The following is a 16692-nucleotide window of genomic DNA, read 5'->3' as shown; positions in this document are numbered from 1 at the left end:
AGGGGACAAGGCTTCCTCCCGGCAGGCTGGTTGGCCCCGCCCATCCTCGGCCCTGCGGGAGGGGGTGAGAAAGCGCATTCTTCCGGCCCTGAGCAGTACCGAAACCGATGCTCCGGCCCGGTTCACGGCTCTGTCCCGACTGTTGCATCTAAGCTTGCATCTATGGTGCTACGGTGTGGTCCATGGCCGACACCCCGCCCCCCGCCCGCGTCCCGGCCGCGGACCGCGCGTACGACCTGACCAAGGACCTCATCCTCGGCGGCGGCCTCCCCGGCGGCACGCTGATCAGCGAGGGCGAGATCGCCGAGCGCGCCTCGCTCAGCCGCACCCCGGTCCGGGAGGCCTTCCTGCGGCTGCAGGCCGAGGGCCTGCTCCAGCTCTTCCCCAAGCGCGGAGCCGTGGTGGTGCCGGTCGGCCCCGGCGAGGCCGAGGACGTGCTGGAACTGCGCGAGGCGCTGGAGAGCACCGCCGTCCGCCGGATCACCCGCCGCCCCGACGGCCTCGACGCGCTCGTCCGGCAGCTGTCCGAGCTGATCGACCAGCAGCGCGAACCCGCCCGCCGGGCCGACCTCGGCGCCTTCGCCGACGCCGACGAGGCCTTCCACCGGGGCATCGTGACGGCCTCCGGCAACGAGCTCGCCGAACGGTTCTACGGGGCGCTGCGCGACCGCCAGCGCCGGATGGCCGTGCAGCTGCTCCAGGTGCAGCCGGAGGGGCAGCGGCAGCGGCTGGCCTCGCTGGTCGAGGAGCACACCGTGCTCGTCGAACGGATCGCCGCCCGCGACGCCGAGGGCTTCACCGCCGCCCTGCGCGCCCACCTGGACGCCCACCGCGCCGTCACCGACCGCTGACCTTCCCCCATCGCGCGCCGACGCGTTCGCGCACCGACGGGCGTTTCGCGCGCACAGCCCCGACGGACCGCCGGGACCTCCCATCCGACAAGGAGCAGCACCACCATGAGCACCACCCGGCCACCGTCCGCCGGTCCCGTCGCACCCTCCGGCCGGGGGCGGCCGTGGCTGCTCGCCGCCCTGGCCATGTTCTGCTGCGGGTGGGGCGGCAACCAGTTCACCCCGCTGCTGCTGATGTACCGCCACCTCGGCGGCTACTCGGAGGTCACCGTGGACGCCTTCCTGGGGGCGTACGTCCTCGGGCTGGTCCCCGGACTGCTGGTCGGCGGCGCCGCCTCGGACCGCTACGGGCGCCGCCCGCTGATGATCGGCGCGGTGGCCGCCTCGCTCGCCGCCAGCGGGGTGCTGTGCGGCGGCGTGACCGGTGAACTCCCCATCTACGCCGGGCGGTTCCTCACTGGCATAGCCGTCGGCATCGCGATGGCCGTCGGCACCAGCTGGGTCAAGGAGCTCTCCCAGGCCCCGCACGACCCGACCGCCGACCAGGGGGCCGGCGCCCGCCGCGCCTCCCTCGCCCTGACCCTCGGCTTCGGCCTCGGCGCCGGGGTGGCCGGCGTGCTCGCCCAGTGGGGCCCCTGGCCGATGGTCACCCCGTACCTCGCCCACCTGCTGGTCACCCTGCCCGCGTTGTTCCTGCTCCCGAAGGCCGTCGAGACCCGGGCGCGGGCGACCGCCGCCGTCCGCGGCCTCTGGGCCGACCTCAAGGTCCCGGCGGCCGGGCACCGGCGCTTCGTCCGGGTGGTCCTGCCGATGGCCCCCTGGGTGTTCGGCTCGGCCGGCGTCGCGTACGCGGTGACCCCGCAGCTGGTCGGCGACCGGCTCGGCCACTGGTCGCTGGCCTACGCGACCCTGCTGACCGTCCTCACCCTCGGCACCGGCGCCCTCGTCCAGCCCTTCGCCAAGCGCCTGGACTCGCTCTCCTCGGCGCGCGGCGTCATCGTCTCCATGGTGCTGATGGCCTGCGGCATGGCCGTCTGCGCCGCCGACGCGGCGCTGCGCTCCCCGCTGCTCGGCCTGGCCGGCGCGGTCCTCCTCGGCGCCGCCTACGGCATCGGGGTGGTCTCCGGCCTGCTGGAGATCCAGCGCATCGTCACCCCCGACGACCTGGCCGGCATCACCGGCGTCTACTACGCGCTCTGCTACTCCGGCTTCCTGCTCCCCGCGGTGCTCGCGGCGCTCTCCTCGCTGGCCTCCTACACCGTGATGCTCAGCGTGGTGACGGCCCTCGCCCTCGCCAGCCTCGCCGTGATCACCCTCTCCTCCCGCCGCACCGCCCCCGCCGAGGCCTCCCGCTGACCCCACCGCCGCCGCCCCCGCCGCCCGCGCCCATCCCCGGGCGGGGGCGGCCTGCTGTCAGACCTTGGCGTCGTCCTTGGGGCGGGCGTGGGCGGGGAGGCCGTTGGCGAGGTCCTCGACCAGGAGGCGCCAGGCGATGGTGTCGGCGGCGGCCCTGAGCTGGGGGCTGCGGGGGCGGCCGGCGTCGGCGTCGAGGCGGGCGTTGAGCCAGTCGGACCAGGCGCCCGCGAGGGTGCGGACCTCGTGGGTGCCGGCCTCGGTGGGGGAGAGGCGGTCGCCGTCGCGGCGGAGGTAGCCCTCGGCGGCCATCCGGTCGAAGACCGGTTCCAGGACCTCGGGCGGTACCCGTTTGCGGGCGGCGATGAGGTCGAGCGAGGCGTGGCCGACGGCCTTCTTGTGGCCGGCCACCTCCATCAGCGCCCAGGCCCCGGCGAGGTCCACCCGGGTGTCGGCGCCGGAGACGATGGTGCGGACGGTGTCGAGGTCGACCCCGCGGACGATCTTGCAGACCGAGTACTCCAGGTGCGGGTCGGAGTCGGCGGTGGTCGGCTGGGCGAAGCCCTCGCCCATGTCGGTGGAGCCCGCTCTGGCGGTGTCGCGCAGTTGCACCTGTTTGAGGAAGAGCGCCACCACGAAGCCGACCACGGCCACCGGGATGGTCCACAGGTACACGGTGTGCAGGGCGTCGGAGTAGGCCTGGACGATCGGCGCGGCCTGGTCGGCCGGCAGGCGGTGCAGGCCCTGCGGGCTCTCCGCCGCGTGGGCGAGCACGGCCGGGTCGGCGCCGGTGAGCCGGGCGGCGGTGCCGATCCCGTGGGCGAGTTCGGTCTTCAGACTGTTGGCGTAGATGGTGCCGAACACGGCGGTGCCGAAGGAGCTGCCGATGGTGCGGAAGAAGGTCACCCCGGAGGTGGCGGTGCCGAGGTCGGCGTAGTCGACGGTGTTCTGCACGGCGATGGTGAGGACCTGCATGCTCAGCCCGATGCCGGCGCCGAGCACGAACATGTAGAGCGAGGCCAGCGCGGTGCCGGTGCCCGGTTCCAGCCGGGAGAGCAGGTAGAGGCCGACGGCCATCACCGCGGTACCGACGATCGGGAACAGCCGGTACTTCCCGGTCTTGCTGACGGCGTTGCCGCTGCCGACCGAGGCGATCAGCAGACCGATCACCATCGGCAGCGTCCGGACGCCGGAGACGGTCGCCGAGTCGCCGTCCACGTACTGGAGGAAGGTCGGCAGGAAGGTCAGCGCGCCGAGCATGGCGAAGCCGACGATGAAGCTGAGCACCGAGCAGACCGTGAACACCGGGTTGCGGAACAGCCGCATCGGCAGCATGGGTTCGACGGCCCGGGTCTCCACCCAGCAGAACAGGCCGAGCGCCAGCGCGCCGCCGACGAACAGGCCGATGATCACCCCGGAGCCCCAGGGGTACTCGTTGCCGCCCCAACTGGTCGCCAGGATCAGCGCGCCGGCGCCGACCGCGACCAGCACGATGCCCAGGTAGTCGACGACCGGGCGGGTCGCCGAGCGGACCGAGGGGATGGTCCGGGCGGCCGCGGCGACCACCACGACCGCGATCGGCACGTTGACGTAGAACGCCCAGCGCCAGGACAGGTGGTCGGTGAACAGCCCGCCCAGCAGCGGCCCGATCACCGTGGCCACGCCGAACACCGCGCCGATCGCGCCCTGGTACTTGCCGCGCTCGCGCAGCGGGATGACGTCCGCGATCAGGGCCATGGCGGTGACCATCAGGCCGCCCGCGCCGAGGCCCTGGACGGCCCGCCAGGCGATCAGCAGGGTCATGTTGGTGGACAGCCCGCACAGGAACGAGCCGCCGACGAAGACGATCGCCGAGATCTGGAACAGCAGCTTGCGCCCGTACAGGTCGCCGAACTTGCCGGCCAGGACGGTGGCCACCGTCTCGGCCAGCAGATAGGACGTCACCACCCAGGACATGTGCGCGGCCCCGCCGAGGTCCGAGACGATGGTGGGCAGGGCGGTGCCGACGATGGTCTGGTCGAGGGCGGCCAGCAGCATGCCGAGCACGATGGTGGCGAAGACGACGTTCCGCTGCCGGACGTCCAGCACCGGAGGGGCGGAGGGCGGGGGCTCGGTGGCGACGGTCATGCCGTCAGCCTCCGGGGTGCGGGCGGTGGCCGCGATCCGGTTCGGCCGTCCGGGTGAGGCCGGGTGACGGCGGCCCGGGCGGCCTTCCCGGTCGAGGCCCGGTCGAGGCCCGGCCGGTGACCCGGTGGCGGTCCCGGTGGCGGCCCCGGACGGGCCGGGCGACGATGAGCCGGACGAAGCCGAGCGAATTCGAACGAATCTGATTCGAAGCCGGTCGAAGCCGACCGACGTTCGTCCGGGTGCCACGACGCCCCGGCCCCCGGGAAGGGGCTCCCATGAACGCCGACCCCCCGCGCAGCACCGCGCACCCGGCGCAGCCCGGCGCCACCGCCGTGGGCGGCCGGGCCGCAGCCCGTCGCTGGCGGGCGCTCGCGGTCTGCCTGGTCGCCGGCTTCATGACCCTGCTGGACGTCAGCATCGTCAACGTCGCGCTGCCGACCGTACGGGCCGGGCTGCACATGTCCGACAGCGGCCTGCAGTGGGTGCTCAGCGGCTACGCGCTGGCCTTCGGCCTGGTGCTGGTGCCCTCCGGGCGGCTCGGCGACGCGCGCAGCCGGCGGGCCGTCTTCCTCGCCGGGCTCGCCCTGTTCACCGTGGCCAGCGCGCTCGCCGGGGCGGCGCAGAGCCAGGAGTGGCTGGTGCTGGCCCGGCTGTTCCAGGGCGCGGCCGGCGGGGTGCTGGTGCCGCAGGTGTCCGGCTTCATCCAGGTGCTGTTCCAGGGCCCCGAGCGCGGCCGGGCCTTCGGCGCGCTGGGCGCGACGATCGGGCTGTCCACCGCCGTCGGGCCGCTGCTCGGCGGGCTGCTGATCCACGTGGTCGGCCCGCAGGACGGCTGGCGCTGGGTGTTCCTGGTCAACCTGCCGATCGGCGTCGCCGCGCTGCCCGTCGCCTACCGGCTGCTCCCCGCGCCCCCGCCCGCCGGCGACCGGGCCGGGCACCGGGACTTCGACCCGGTCGGCGTGCTGCTGCTCGGCGCCGGGACGGTCTCGCTGCTGCTGCCGTTCGTCCAGGCGCAGCAGTGGCACGGCCCGACCCGCTGGCTGCTGCTGCCGCTGGCGGCGGTGCTGCTCGCCGCCTTCGTCGGCTGGGAGCTGCACTACGGGCGGCGGCGCGAACCGCTGGTGAGCATGGCGCTGTTCGCGGTGCGGCCGTACGCGGCGGGGGTGCTGCTGTCGCTGGTGTACTTCGCCGGGTTCACCGCGATCTTCTTCATCTTCACGCTCTACCTCCAGGCGGGCCTGCACTACTCGGCGCTGACGGCGGGCCTGGCGATCACGCCGTTCGCGGTCGGCTCGGGGGTGTCCGCGGCGGTGGGCGGGCGCCTGGTGAGCCGGCTGGGGCGGCGGCTGGTGGTGGCCGGACTGGTGCTGGTGCTGGCCGGGCTGCTGGCCTCGGCGCTCGCGGTGCAGCTGTGGTCGGGGCCCCGGGTGGGCTGGACGACGGCGCTGCCGCTGCTGGTCGCCGGGGTGGGCAGCGGACTGGTGATCGCCCCGAACCAGACGCTGACCCTCCAGCAGGTGCCGGTGGCCCGGGCGGGCAGCGCGGGCGGGGTGCTGCAGACCGCGCAGCGGGTCGGCTCGGCGGTGGGCATCGCCGTCGTCGGCTCGGTGTTCTTCGCCCATGCCGCGGGGCCCCGCCCGGACTGGTCGCTGGCCTTCCAGCTGGGTGTGACGGTCGCGGCCGGGCTGGTGCTGGCGGCGCTGCTGGTGGCGGTCGCCGACCTGGCCTCGGGCCGGGGCGGCCGGCCGTAGGAGCGCACCGGCGGGCCGTGGCGCGCCGGCCGGGCGGCCCGGCGCGCGGATCGGCCGTCAGCGGTCCCGGCGGTGGTCCCGTCAGTGCTTCCGTCAGTGCTTCCGTCAGTGGTCCCGGCGGTGGACGGCGGCCGCCGCGACGGTGACCGAGGCCAGCGCCCACACCGCGTAGGTGGTCCAGGCCCCCGTGACGGTGGCCGGGTACTCGGACGGCCGCAGGCCCGTCAGGGTGGTCCGGGCCAGGCGCTGCCAGGCGGACAGCGGCAGGGCGTGCAGCAGGTCGGCGCTCCACCGGTAGCGCTCGGTGACCAGCGAGGGGATGAAGAACAGCACCACGACGGTGCCCACCACGGCCCCCGCGCTGTGCCGGATCAGCGCGCCGAGGCCGAGTCCGACCAGGGCGCAGACCGGGCCGAACAGCACCGCCGCCGCGACGTACCGCAGCGCGGCCGGGTCCGTGACGGACTGCCCGATGCCGGTCCCGGACAGGACCGCCTGGCTGATGCCGAAGGAGGCGCCGACGGCGAGCACGCCGTAGCCGGACAGCACGGCGGCCAGCACGCAGGCCTTTGCGGCGAGCACCGCCCGGCGGTCGGGCACGGCGGCCAGGGTGGTGCGGATCAGCCCGGTCGCGTACTCGCCCGTGATGACGAGCGCGCCGAGGCCGCCCGCGACCAGCATCAGGATGTCGGCGGAGGCGGCGCCGAAGGCGTTGTTCAGCGCCACCTGCGCCATCATCACCGGGTCGTCCTCGCCCGGCGTGTAGTGGTCGCGGGTGTACAGCGCGGACTTGAGGCCGGCGGCGACGATCGCCAGGGCGCTGAGGCCGAGCACCCAGGGGACGGAGCGCAGCGACCAGAACTTGATCCACTCGGCGGCCAGCAGGTCGCCGAACCGGGCGCGCGGCTCGGCGGCGCGGGTGCCAGTGCGGGGGTCGGTGCGGGTGCCGGTGCGGGGGTCGGCGGGAACGGTGCCCAGCGGGGTGTTCGAGGAGGTGTTCAACGGGGCTCTCCGGCGGGGTACTCGACGCTGTCGGCGGTCAGGTCCATGAACGCCTCCTCCAGGGAGGCGCCCCTGGGGGTCAGGGCGTGCAGCAACAGGCGGTGCTCCAGGGCGAGTTCGCCGATCCGGGTGGCGCCCACGCCGGTCACCGCGAGGGCGCCGTCCGGGCCGGGCCGCACGGTGGCGCCGGCCGCCGTCAACACGGCCGCCAGCCGGTCGGGTTCGGCGGCCCGGACGGTGACGGTGCCCCGGCCGGCCCGGGCGGCGAACGCGGACAGGCTCTCGTCCGCGATCAGTCGGCCGCGTCCGACCACCACCAGGTGGTCGGCGGTGTGCTCCATCTCGGCCATCATGTGGCTGGAGACGAAGACGGTGCGCCCCTCGGCGGCGAGCCGGCGGAACAGCCCGCGCACCCAGAGCACGCCCTCCGGGTCCAGCCCGTTGAGCGGCTCGTCGAAGAGCAGCACCGGCGGGTCGCCGAGCAGCGCGCCCGCGATGCCGAGCCGCTGCTTCATGCCCAGCGAGTAGCCGCCGATCCGGCGCCCGCCCGCCTCGGCGAGCCCGACCTCGTGCAGCACCTGCTCGACCCGGGCGGCCGGGATCGCGTTGGTGCGGGCGAGCGCCCGCAGGTGGGCCCGGCCGGTCCGCCCGCCGTGGGCGTCGCCCGCGTCGAGCAGCGCGCCGGCGTGCCGCAGGCCGCGCGGCCTGCCGCGGAAGGGGCGGCCGTCGACGGTGACGGCGCCGGAGGTGGGGGCGCTCAGGCCGAGGACCAGCCGCAGGGTGGTGGACTTGCCGGCGCCGTTGGGGCCGAGGAAGCCGGTGACCCGGCCGGGCCGGACGGTGAAGGAGAGACGGTCGACGGCGGTGCGGACGCGGTGGCCGCGGCCGTAGCGCTTCGTCAGCTCGGTGACTTCGATCATGGGCTCCACGGTGCCCGTCCGGCCCGTACGGCAGCATCGGACCGGCGTCGACAGTGCCCGTCACCCCCGGCCGTACAACCACGGCTGGATGACGGCCTCGCCGGACCGTCGTTACGATCTTGGACCATGTCACCGACGCCCTCCCCGCCGCTGCTCCGGCGCGTCCCGCCCGAGGTCTGGGTCGGCCTCGCCTGGTGCGTGGCCGCCGGCTACCCCGCCGTCCGGCTCGGCGGCGACGCCTCGCAGCACCCCGGCGCCGCCGCGCACGGCGGCTGGGCGTTCACCCTGGCCGACACGGTGGTGGCCTTCGCGGGCGCGGCGCTGGTGCGACGGCTGCCGGTGCTCTCCGTCGCCCTGCTGCTGATCGCCGCGTTCACCGAGACCGACGGGTGGGCCGGCGGCGCCCAGGTGCCGCCCGGCGCGCTGCTCGCCGTGGACGTCGCGCTCTGCCTGATCACCGCGACCCGGCCGCGCCGCACCTCGCGGGCCGCCTTCACGCTGGTGATGGCCCTCCTGGTGGCGCACATCGGCATGGTGCACGGCAACACGGTGGGCATCTTCACCGGCACCCACATCGGCTCGGCCGACGGCGCCGCGCTGCTCGCGCTGGTCGCCTGGCTGGTCGGCCGCTCGGGACGGCAGAACCGGGAGCACGCGGCGGCGCTCGGCGCCCGGGCGGCCGAGGAGGCGGTCACCGCCGAACGGCTGCGGATCGCCCGCGAGATGCACGACACCGTCGCGCACAGCCTCGGCATCGTCGCCCTCCAGGCGGGCGCCGCCCGCCGGGTGATCGACCGTCGGCCGGAGCGGGCCAAGCAGGCGCTGGGCGAGATCGAGGCGGCCGGGCGGGACACCCTGGCGGCGCTGCGCCGGATGCTGGTCGCGCTGCGGGAGGCCGACGGCGAGGCCTCGGCCCCGGTGCCGCAGGGCCTGGCCGACCTCGACCGGCTGGCCGGGGCGACCACCGCGGCGGGGGTGCGGGTGGAGCTGCGGCGGCGCGGTGAACCGGGGCCGCTGCCGCCGGAGGTGGACCTCGCGGCCTTCCGGATCGTCCAGGAGTCGGTCACCAATGTGGTGCGGCACGCGGACACCGACGCCTGTGTGGTGGCGGTGGACCACCGGACGGCGGGGGAGCTGTCCGTCGAGGTCACCGACCGGGGCCGGGGCCTGGGTCCGGTCCGGGGGGCCGGCGGCGGGTTCGGGCTGGCCGGGCTGCGGGAGCGGGTCGCCCTGCTGCGCGGGGAGTTCGAGGCCGGGCCGCTGCCCGGGGGCGGCTTCCGGGTGGCCGCCCGGCTGTCGGTGCCGGTGGCGGTGGCGGTGTCGGTACCGGGCTCGTCGGGCTCGTCGGCCGGGGAGGCGGGCGCGTGATCCGGGTCCTGCTGGTCGACGATCAGCCGCTGGTGCGCGCCGCGCTGGAGATGGTGATCGCGGAGACGGCGGACGTCGAGGTGGTCGGCGAGGCGGGCACCGGGGCGGAGGCCGTCCGGCTGGCCGCCGAACTGCGGCCGGACGTCGTGGTGATGGACATCCGGATGCCCGGCATGGACGGCATCGAGGCGACCAGGTTGGTGACCGCCGACGGCGGGCCGACCAGGGTGGTGGTGCTCACCACCTTCGACGAGGACGAGCACGTGTACGCGGCGCTGCACGCCGGGGCGTCCGGCTTCCTGGTCAAGGACATGGCGCTGGACGACATCCTCGGCGCGGTGCGGGTGGTCGCCGCCGGGGACGCGCTGATCGCGCCGAGCGTCACCCGGCGGCTGATCGGGGCGTTCGTCGGGGGCTGCCCGTCGCGGTCGGGGACCGGCGGGCCCGGGCCGGGTGCCCGGGGTGTCACCGCTGCGGCCGCCGCCGTCGCAGCCGAGCGGCGGCTGGCGGCGATCACCGGGCGCGAGCGCGAGATCCTGACCCTGGTCGGCCGGGGCCTGTCCAACACCGAGATCGCCGCCGAACTGGTGCTCAGCATCGCGACCGTCAAGACCTACATGACCCGGCTGCTGGCCAAGCTCGACGCCCGGGACCGGGTGCAGCTGGTCATCCTGGCCTACGAGGCGGGCCTGGTCTCGGTGTCCGGCTGACCGGGCCCGCCGCAGAAACGATTCAGCGCTTGATCGCCACGCCCGCGTACATCGCGATGTCCTGGTCGCGGACGGGCGCGGCACCGGCGTCCGGCCGCCAGTGGTGCACCAGCGTGACGCCCGGGTCGAGCAGCTCGTAGCCGTCGAAGAAGGCCTCCGTCTCGGCCTTGTCGCGGATCTGGAGCGGGATGCCGCGCGCGTTGTACTCGCGGCCGACGCCGCCCACGCCCACTGGGTCGGTGTCCCCGGTGAAGACCGTCAGGGCGAGGAAGCTGCCGGGGGCCAGGGCGTCCATGAAGCGGCGCACGATGCCCTGCGGGTCGTCCTCGTCCAGCACGAAGTGGACGATCGCGATCAGCGACAGCGCCACCGGCTGCGAGAAGTCGAGCACCTCGCGCAGCCGGGGGTTGCCGATGATCGACTCCGGGTCGCGGAAGTCGGCCTCCACGTAACAGGTGCGGCCCTCGGGCGTGCTGTCCATCAGGGCCCGCGCGTGGGTCAGCACGATCGGGTCGTTGTCCACGTAGGCGACCCGGGCCTCGGGGTCGACCGCCTGGGCGACCTCGTGCACGTTCGGCGAGGTCGGGATGCCGGTGCCGATGTCGAGGAACTGCCGTACGCCGTACTGCTCGGCGAGTCTGCGCACCGAGCGCTGCATGAACTCGCGGGTGGTGCGCATCGAGGTCGGCAGCGCCGGCCAGGCCCGCACCGAGGCGTGCGCCGCGACCCGGTCCGCCTCGAAGTTGGTCTTTCCGCCGATGAGGTAGTCGTAGACCCGGGCGGAGTGCGGAACGTCCATCCGCAGGTCCACCGACGGGTAGTCCTCGCGCGGACCGTGCTCTGCCCGGACCTCGTTCGCCATGTTCGTTCTCCCGCCGCTGGGCATCCGTCACCAACCGCCCTGGTGGCGGTTCATGGTGCGCATGGTAACGGTCGCCCGCCGCACGGGAATGACAGGGTCTCAGGCGTGCGCCTCCGGGTGCTTCGGGTCGAGCGCGTCGGCGCCCGGCTGACGGGGGACCACGGCGCTGTCGGCGTCGCGCCGCCCGTGCGCCGCGAGTTCGAGGGCGGCGCCCGTCCAGGCGAGGCCGAAGGCCCAGGTGGCCAGCCACTCGCCCAGGTACAGCGGCCGCACCGGCCAGTCGGAGCCGACGCCTGTCACCCCGGCCAGCAGCGAGAGCGCCAGGGCGGCCAGGATCACCACCCCGGCCACCAGGTACGCCGTGCCCACCCGGGCCGGCTGGGCGGAGCGGGGGTTGCGGAAGGAGTAGAGGCAGAAGACCGCCAGCATGACGAACAGCAGGCCGGCGAAGACCAGGTGGAACACCCCGACGGTGCGGTCGAGGCCGGACCCGCCCCCGGTGTACGTCGGGCAGAGCGCGACCCCGAGCGCGAAGAACCCGGCCGCCGTGCTCCAGCGGTCGTCCCGGCGGTCGAAGCGGTAGCAGATCAGGAACACCCCGAGGGCGCACAGCGCGCCGACGAAGACGTTCCGGGTGTCGGTGTAGTACGCGCCGCTCATCGAGTTCGGCCAGAAGCCGTCGGTGCTGCGCCCCGTCAGCTCGGCGGCCAGCCAGTTGCCGAACGGCAGGGCCACCGGCAGCAGGATGCCGATCAGGCCGACGCCGAGGCGCAGGATCGCGATGGTCCGATCGTCCTGGGTGCTCCGCCGGACAGCGGGGGAGTTCTGCGTGCGCACGTCGTGAGTCACGGACGCCTCCTTGCCTTTCGCACGGGCGCGTGGGCCCGCTCGTCCTCCGGCCGCGCGGGACGGGGTGGGGCGGCGTCGGACGGGCGCCGCCACACACCTGAGCGACCGTCAACTGGTGTACCCGCATTGGCGTTCGAAGCACCACCGATTTGAGCGGTTTAGACCCCCGATGACCGTCCGGAGCGCCCCGGACGACCATCCACTACGGACCCGGAGGGCCCGACGGTTCAACTCCCGCGCGGAGAGCGGGACAGCGGCTCCCACCAGCCCCAACCGTGCCTGGACGAGCCGGGATCGATCTGTACCATTCCCTTCCGATCGGTGATCGGATCTGACAGCATCGTCCGGCGACCGGTCGCCGGTGATCCGTGCGCGGTGCGCGCACGACGTGTCCACCCGCGGCCCCTCCGGCGGCCGCCGTCCTGCTGCGCCTCGTGGAGGAGACGTGACCGCCAAGGCCGGCACCCCCGGGGCCGCCCACCGCCCGGCGCACTGGGTCCGCACCCGGCTGCGCGCCGACCCGGGCACCGCCCTGCTGACGGCGGCCCTCGCGTTCGTCACCGTCCTGCTGTCCGTGGCCGTCCCCCGCGTCACCGACCGGGGCGCGGACGCGGCGCTGCGGGACTACGTGCACCGGCAGGGCATCCACGCGACCAGCCTGCACTTCTCCTCCAAGGCCCGGCCGAGCGACACCGCCGCCGACCTCGACGCCGTCGACCGGCAGCTCGTCGAACGGGTCGGCGGGAAGCTCGCGCTGTCCCCGGCGGGCCTGGCGCACGGCTCCGTGACCGATTCCGTCCCGATGTTCAACCCGGGCTACCGCCGGGTGAGCGACAGCGCCCCGCCCAGGCTCTCCCTGGCCCACCTGGCCGGCCTCGCCGACCGGGTCACCCTGACCGAGGGCAGCCGCCCGGGCCCCGCCACCGCCGGAGCCCCGCTGCCGGTGATGGTCAGCCGGACGGCCGCCGAACTGGTCGGCATCAAGGTCGGTGACGTCGTCGACAGCGGCAGCACCGGCCCCGACAGCCGGCGGACCGCCGTGGTGACCGGCCTGTTCCGGGTCAACGACCCGCTGGACCCGTTCTGGACCGGCCTCGGCTGCCCGGACCGCCCCTGCCTGAACATCGACCTGGAGCACGGCAACTGGCTGGGGGCCACCGGCTTCGTCGACGGCGACAGCCTGGCCGGGCTGACCGGCTGGGGCACGTCCGTCCAGAACTTCTGGCGGGTGGCCGTGGACCCCGCCCCGCTGCGCGCCGACCGGCTGGAGCGGACCCGCGCCGACGTCCTGCCCCTCGTGTCCGGGCCGGGCGTCGCGGCCCTGGCCGACGCGACCGGGCGCGCCGACCTGCGGTCCGTCTCGACGCTGCCCGTCATCCTCGACCGGGCGGCCGAGCGCTACCGGGCCGCGATGGCGCTGAGCGCGATCGGGCCGGCCGGCGTCGCGGGCGTCGCCGTGGTGGTGCTCTGCCTGGCCGCCGCGCTCGGCACCGACCGCCGCGCCGCCGAACTCGGGCTGCTCCGGGCCCGCGGCGGCTCGCGCGGCGGGGTGCTGCTGCGGCTGCTCGGCGAGGGCGCGGTGACCGTGCTGCCCGCCGCCGCGCTCGGGGCGGTGCTCGCCCTGGTGCTGCTGCCCACCCCGCGCTGGGGCCTCGCGGTGGCGGCCGGCCTCGGCACGACCCTGCTCGCGCTGCTCGCCCTCCCGGCCCGCGCCGCCCTGCTGTGGGACCGCCCCCGGCCGACCGGCCGCGGGCGCCGGGTGGTCGGCGAACTCGCGCTGCTGGCCGTCACCGCCGTGGCGGTGGCCGAGGTCCGCCGGCGCGGCGTCGGCCACTCCGGCCGGGGCGTGGACCCGCTGCTGGTGGCCGCCCCGCTGCTGCTCGCCGTCGCCGGCGGGCTGCTGCTGGCGCGGATCGAGCCGGTCGCGACCGGCCGGCTGGCCGGGCTCGTCGGCCGCGGCCGGGGCCTGATCGGCTTCCTCGGCCTCGCCCGGGCCGCCCGGGACGGCTCCGGGCGCCGCCGGCCCTCCGCGCTGCCGCTGCTCGCCCTGCTGATCGCCGTCACCGCGACCGGCTTCGGCGCCACCCTGCTCGCCTCCGTGGACCACGGCAGGCTGCACGCCGGACGGGTCGCGACCGGCGGCGACATCGCCGTCTCCGTCCCGGACTACGCGACCCTGCCGGACCCGTTCCTCAAGGCCGTGGGCGGACTCCCGGAGGCCAGGAGCGCGACCGCGGTCCGGGTGGACCAGCGCGCGCGGTTCGTCGGCGCCGGCCCCAACGACTACACCAAGGTGACCCTGGTGGTCGCCGAGCCGACCGCGTACGCCGCGATCGCCCGCACCCTCGGGGCGGGCGCGTTCGACCCGGCGAAGCTCGCCGGCACCCCCGGCGGCCCGGACACCCCGGTACCCGCGCTGTTCAGCCGCGACCTGGCCGCGCGCCTGGCCGCCGGCGCGCCGACGCTGCACCTGTCCACCGCGAGCGAACTGCGCACCACCGTCGCCGGGATCGTCACCGCGACCCCGGCGCTGCCGGAGCCGGAGCAGCCGTTCGTCGTGGTGCCCAGCGGCCCCGCCGTGGAGCGCCTGCCGGAACTCGGCCGGTGGACCGGGTGGCTGGCCGTCGGCGACGGCCTCGACCCCGGACGGATCAGGTCGCTCCTCCTGGAGCGGGGCCTGGTCGAGCCGACCGGCCTCGACAAGCTGATCGCGGACGAGGCCGCGGCGGCCGGCCGGGGCAGCCACGGACTGCCGCCCGCCTACCGGGTCGGCAGCAGCCGCGAGTACGCCGCACAGCTCGCCGACGACCCGTTGCAGCAGGCCGCCGGACGGCTGTTCTGGTACGCGGCCCCGGCCAGCGCCGGATTCGCCGTCCTCGCTGTCCTGTTGACGCTGCTGCGGGCCGCGCCCGACCGTACGGCGGTGCTCGCCCGGCTGCGCACCATGGGCCTGCGGCCCCGGCAGGGGCTGGCGCTGATCATCGCCGAGGCGCTGCCGCGGACCCTGGCGGCCTCCGCCGGCGGCGCCGGGGTCGCGGTGCTGGCGGCCGTCCTGCTGGGGCCGGCCTTCGACCTCTCGACCCTGGTCGGGGCCGGGACGGGCGGCTCCCTCGATCCCGCGCCGCTGCCGGTGCTGCTGCCCACCGCGGGCCTGACGCTGGTGGCCTGCCTCGGGGTGGTGCTGGAGACGCTGGTCGCCGGACGGCGGCAGATCGCCACCGAACTGCGCGCGGGGGAGTCCTGAGGGGAGCGGGGGTGAGTGCGGCGAGGGGAGTCGGAACGGCGAGGCGGCCCGGTCGTGGTGACCGGACCGCCGGGTATCCCGCCGCCGAAACGATTCAGCCGGTGGGCTGCCGGGTGCGGGCGATCAGCGCGTTGAGCAGTGCGGCCCCGCGCTCGGCGTCGTCGACGCTGACCGCGAAGTCCGTGCCCCGACGGGTGCGGACCACCAGGCAGACGCCCGGGCGCACCATCACGGTGGTGCCGAGCCCGTTGATCCGGTAGCCCCAGCCGCCCGACTGCGCGGCGGTGCGCCGCTCGGCACGGGCGGAGTCGAGCTCGGCGGGGGACCAGCGGCGGGCGGGCCACCCGAACGGGCCGAAGCCGACGGTCAGGCCGCGGGCGGTCACCCGGGTCCGTACCGAGGAGCAGCCGAGGAGCGCGAGGGCGCCGACGGCGAGCGGCAGCACCAGCACCCAGTCCAGGTCGACGACCCCGCTCGCGGTGAGCAGCACCCCCGCCACCGAGAGCAGCCCGAGCACCGCGGCGGACAGCTGCAGCCACGGGTTGGCGGCCTGGGAGAGCCAGACGACCTGCTCGCCTGGCGGCACCTCCAGCGCCGGTGCCCCGGCCGCCGGGTGCCGCTCCGGACGGCCGCCGTAGCGCCGGCCGGCCAGCACCGCCAGCACCCCGGCGAGGCCGGTGGCCAGCAGGATCAGGACCACCTCGATGCCCATCGGGGCGGCGTCCTGCCAGCGGGCGCGGTCCAGGTTGGCGTGCACGATGGAGGCCTGCGCCCCCGTCAGCAGCACCCCGCCGGCCGCCAGCATCGCCGACGCGGCCCCGGGCGTCCGGCCGGCCCAGTACCGCCGCAGGACCACCGAGATCAGCACCAGGACCGCCCAGAACGCGGCCGGGAAGACCGTGGCCGCCGTCAGCGACATCGAGCCGTCGGGTTCCCGCCCGCCCCAGTGGGTGGCCAGTGGGTCCGGCAGCCGGTGGCGCGCCACCAGCGGCAGGGCGACCAGCAGCGCCAGCACCCCGACCGACCAGGCCGCCGCGGCCCAGACGGCGCCACCGGGTGCCGGTGGCCGCGCGGCGGCCGGCTCCGTGGTCGGTTCCGTGGTGTTTCCCGAGTCCGTCACGACATCCCCCTGATCATGTCCACGAGATCGTTCCTGCTGTAGCCGGCCCGGGCCGCGTCCTCGACCAACTGCCGTACCCGGTCCACAAGTTCGGAGCGGGTGTCGGCGCCGGTCGCGATCGTGATGCCGCGGCCCCGGCGGAACTCCAGCACCCCCTCGTCGCGCAGCGTGCGCAGCCCGCGCAGGACGGTGTTGGTGTTCACCCCCAGGGCCCGGGAGAGCTCCCGGGCCGGGGGCAGCTTGTCCCCGGGGGCGCACTCGCCCTCGGCGACGGCTCGTCTGATCGCGCCGGCGACCTGTTCGTGCAGTGGTCGGGTGTCCCCGATGTCCAGCTTCAGCAACATGGTGCTAGTGACGATAGCACCATTCACGTCTGGTGCCACGGCCCCGGGACGGCGGAACGGGCAGCGGTGGGGGGGGGGGGGCCCGGCCCCCCCCCCCCCCCCCCGCCCCCGCCGGCCGGCGCCCCGACCCCAGCCGCGGCCACGAGAAGCCCCCAAACAACCAAAAGAGGCCCCAGGCCAGGGGGGCCCAC

General features: G+C 75.6%; 13 protein-coding genes. 6 read left to right on the top strand and 7 right to left on the bottom strand.

The annotated features are described in order from the left end of the window. Positions 1–182: 182 nt before the first annotated feature. Positions 183–851 (top strand): GntR family transcriptional regulator, encoded by a 669-nt coding sequence (locus ACFCY1_RS22190; protein ID WP_074005749.1) that lies wholly within the window; start codon positions 183–185, stop codon positions 849–851. A 105-nt stretch (positions 852–956) separates the two neighbouring features. Then, positions 957–2207, top strand: coding sequence for an MFS transporter (locus ACFCY1_RS22185; protein ID WP_049653802.1), 1251 nt, complete (start codon positions 957–959; stop codon positions 2205–2207). 57 nt (positions 2208–2264) lie between these two features. Here ACFCY1_RS22185 and ACFCY1_RS22180 read toward each other — a convergent pair whose 3' ends face one another. Further along, positions 2265–4331 (bottom strand): MDR family MFS transporter, encoded by a 2067-nt coding sequence (locus ACFCY1_RS22180; protein ID WP_375875713.1) that lies wholly within the window; start codon positions 4329–4331, stop codon positions 2265–2267. Between the two features lie 275 nt (positions 4332–4606). Here ACFCY1_RS22180 and ACFCY1_RS22175 point away from each other — a divergent pair, with 275 nt between their 5' ends. Beyond that, positions 4607–6082, top strand: a complete 1476-nt coding sequence (locus ACFCY1_RS22175; RefSeq protein WP_053112161.1) for an MFS transporter — start codon at positions 4607–4609, stop codon at positions 6080–6082. 105 nt (positions 6083–6187) lie between these two features. Here the strand turns inward: ACFCY1_RS22175 and ACFCY1_RS22170 are convergent, their stop codons facing one another. Together ACFCY1_RS22170 and ACFCY1_RS22165 are read right to left on the bottom strand one after the other, a co-directional pair. Next, on the bottom strand, positions 6188–7084 hold the full coding sequence (locus ACFCY1_RS22170) for an ABC transporter permease subunit (RefSeq protein WP_375875712.1): 897 nt from the start codon (positions 7082–7084) through the stop codon (positions 6188–6190). Next, positions 7081–8004 carry an ATP-binding cassette domain-containing protein gene (locus tag ACFCY1_RS22165; protein ID WP_375875711.1) on the bottom strand — a complete coding sequence of 308 codons (924 nt, stop codon included), beginning with the start codon at positions 8002–8004 and terminating at the stop codon, positions 7081–7083. The genes ACFCY1_RS22170 and ACFCY1_RS22165 overlap by 4 nt, the downstream gene beginning before the upstream one ends. Positions 8005–8130: 126 nt before the next feature. Here ACFCY1_RS22165 and ACFCY1_RS22160 point away from each other — a divergent pair, with 126 nt between their 5' ends. Both ACFCY1_RS22160 and ACFCY1_RS22155 read left to right on the top strand, forming a co-directional pair. Then, positions 8131–9372: a sensor histidine kinase gene (locus tag ACFCY1_RS22160; RefSeq protein WP_375875710.1), complete on the top strand. Its 1242-nt coding sequence runs from the start codon at positions 8131–8133 to the stop codon at positions 9370–9372. 50 nt (positions 9373–9422) lie between these two features. Continuing rightward, the gene (locus ACFCY1_RS22155) at positions 9423–10082 is read left to right on the top strand and encodes a response regulator (protein ID WP_375875766.1); all 660 of its coding nucleotides are present in this window, start codon (positions 9423–9425) and stop codon (positions 10080–10082) included. 22 nt (positions 10083–10104) lie between these two features. Here the strand turns inward: ACFCY1_RS22155 and ACFCY1_RS22150 are convergent, their stop codons facing one another. Both ACFCY1_RS22150 and ACFCY1_RS22145 read right to left on the bottom strand, forming a co-directional pair. Next, positions 10105–10944, bottom strand: coding sequence for an SAM-dependent methyltransferase (locus ACFCY1_RS22150; protein ID WP_074005743.1), 840 nt, complete (start codon positions 10942–10944; stop codon positions 10105–10107). 99 nt (positions 10945–11043) lie between these two features. Beyond that, positions 11044–11793, bottom strand: coding sequence for a hypothetical protein (locus ACFCY1_RS22145; protein WP_375875709.1), 750 nt, complete (start codon positions 11791–11793; stop codon positions 11044–11046). Between the two features lie 445 nt (positions 11794–12238). Between ACFCY1_RS22145 and ACFCY1_RS22140 the strand changes: the two genes are divergently transcribed. Then, positions 12239–15037, top strand: a complete 2799-nt coding sequence (locus ACFCY1_RS22140; RefSeq protein ID WP_375875708.1) for a hypothetical protein — start codon at positions 12239–12241, stop codon at positions 15035–15037. Between the two features lie 94 nt (positions 15038–15131). Here the strand turns inward: ACFCY1_RS22140 and ACFCY1_RS22135 are convergent, their stop codons facing one another. Both ACFCY1_RS22135 and ACFCY1_RS22130 read right to left on the bottom strand, forming a co-directional pair. After that, complete coding sequence (locus ACFCY1_RS22135) at positions 15132–16157, bottom strand: DUF1648 domain-containing protein (RefSeq protein WP_375875707.1); 1026 nt, start codon at positions 16155–16157, stop codon at positions 15132–15134. Beyond that, positions 16154–16501, bottom strand: a complete 348-nt coding sequence (locus tag ACFCY1_RS22130) for a GntR family transcriptional regulator (RefSeq protein WP_074005740.1) — start codon at positions 16499–16501, stop codon at positions 16154–16156. Before ACFCY1_RS22130 ends, ACFCY1_RS22135 begins: the two co-directional genes overlap by 4 nt. Positions 16502–16692: the final 191 nt, after the last annotated feature.

This window comes from Kitasatospora sp. NPDC056273, assembly GCF_042268845.1.
Taxonomy (GTDB): Bacteria; Actinomycetota; Actinomycetes; order Streptomycetales; family Streptomycetaceae; genus Kitasatospora.
This window is presented reverse-complemented; position numbering and strand designations above follow the sequence as displayed.

Coding starts and splice junctions, on each gene's coding strand:
- ACFCY1_RS22190 (WP_074005749.1), top strand. CDS start 183: ATGGCCGACACCCCGCCCCCCGCCCGCGTCCCGGCCGCGGACCGCGCG.
- ACFCY1_RS22185 (WP_049653802.1), top strand. CDS start 957: ATGAGCACCACCCGGCCACCGTCCGCCGGTCCCGTCGCACCCTCCGGC.
- ACFCY1_RS22180 (WP_375875713.1), bottom strand. CDS start 4,331: ATGACCGTCGCCACCGAGCCCCCGCCCTCCGCCCCTCCGGTGCTGGAC.
- ACFCY1_RS22175 (WP_053112161.1), top strand. CDS start 4,607: ATGAACGCCGACCCCCCGCGCAGCACCGCGCACCCGGCGCAGCCCGGC.
- ACFCY1_RS22165 (WP_375875711.1), bottom strand. CDS start 8,004: ATGATCGAAGTCACCGAGCTGACGAAGCGCTACGGCCGCGGCCACCGC.
- ACFCY1_RS22160 (WP_375875710.1), top strand. CDS start 8,131: ATGTCACCGACGCCCTCCCCGCCGCTGCTCCGGCGCGTCCCGCCCGAG.
- ACFCY1_RS22155 (WP_375875766.1), top strand. CDS start 9,423: ATGGTGATCGCGGAGACGGCGGACGTCGAGGTGGTCGGCGAGGCGGGC.
- ACFCY1_RS22150 (WP_074005743.1), bottom strand. CDS start 10,944: ATGGCGAACGAGGTCCGGGCAGAGCACGGTCCGCGCGAGGACTACCCG.
- ACFCY1_RS22130 (WP_074005740.1), bottom strand. CDS start 16,501: ATGTTGCTGAAGCTGGACATCGGGGACACCCGACCACTGCACGAACAG.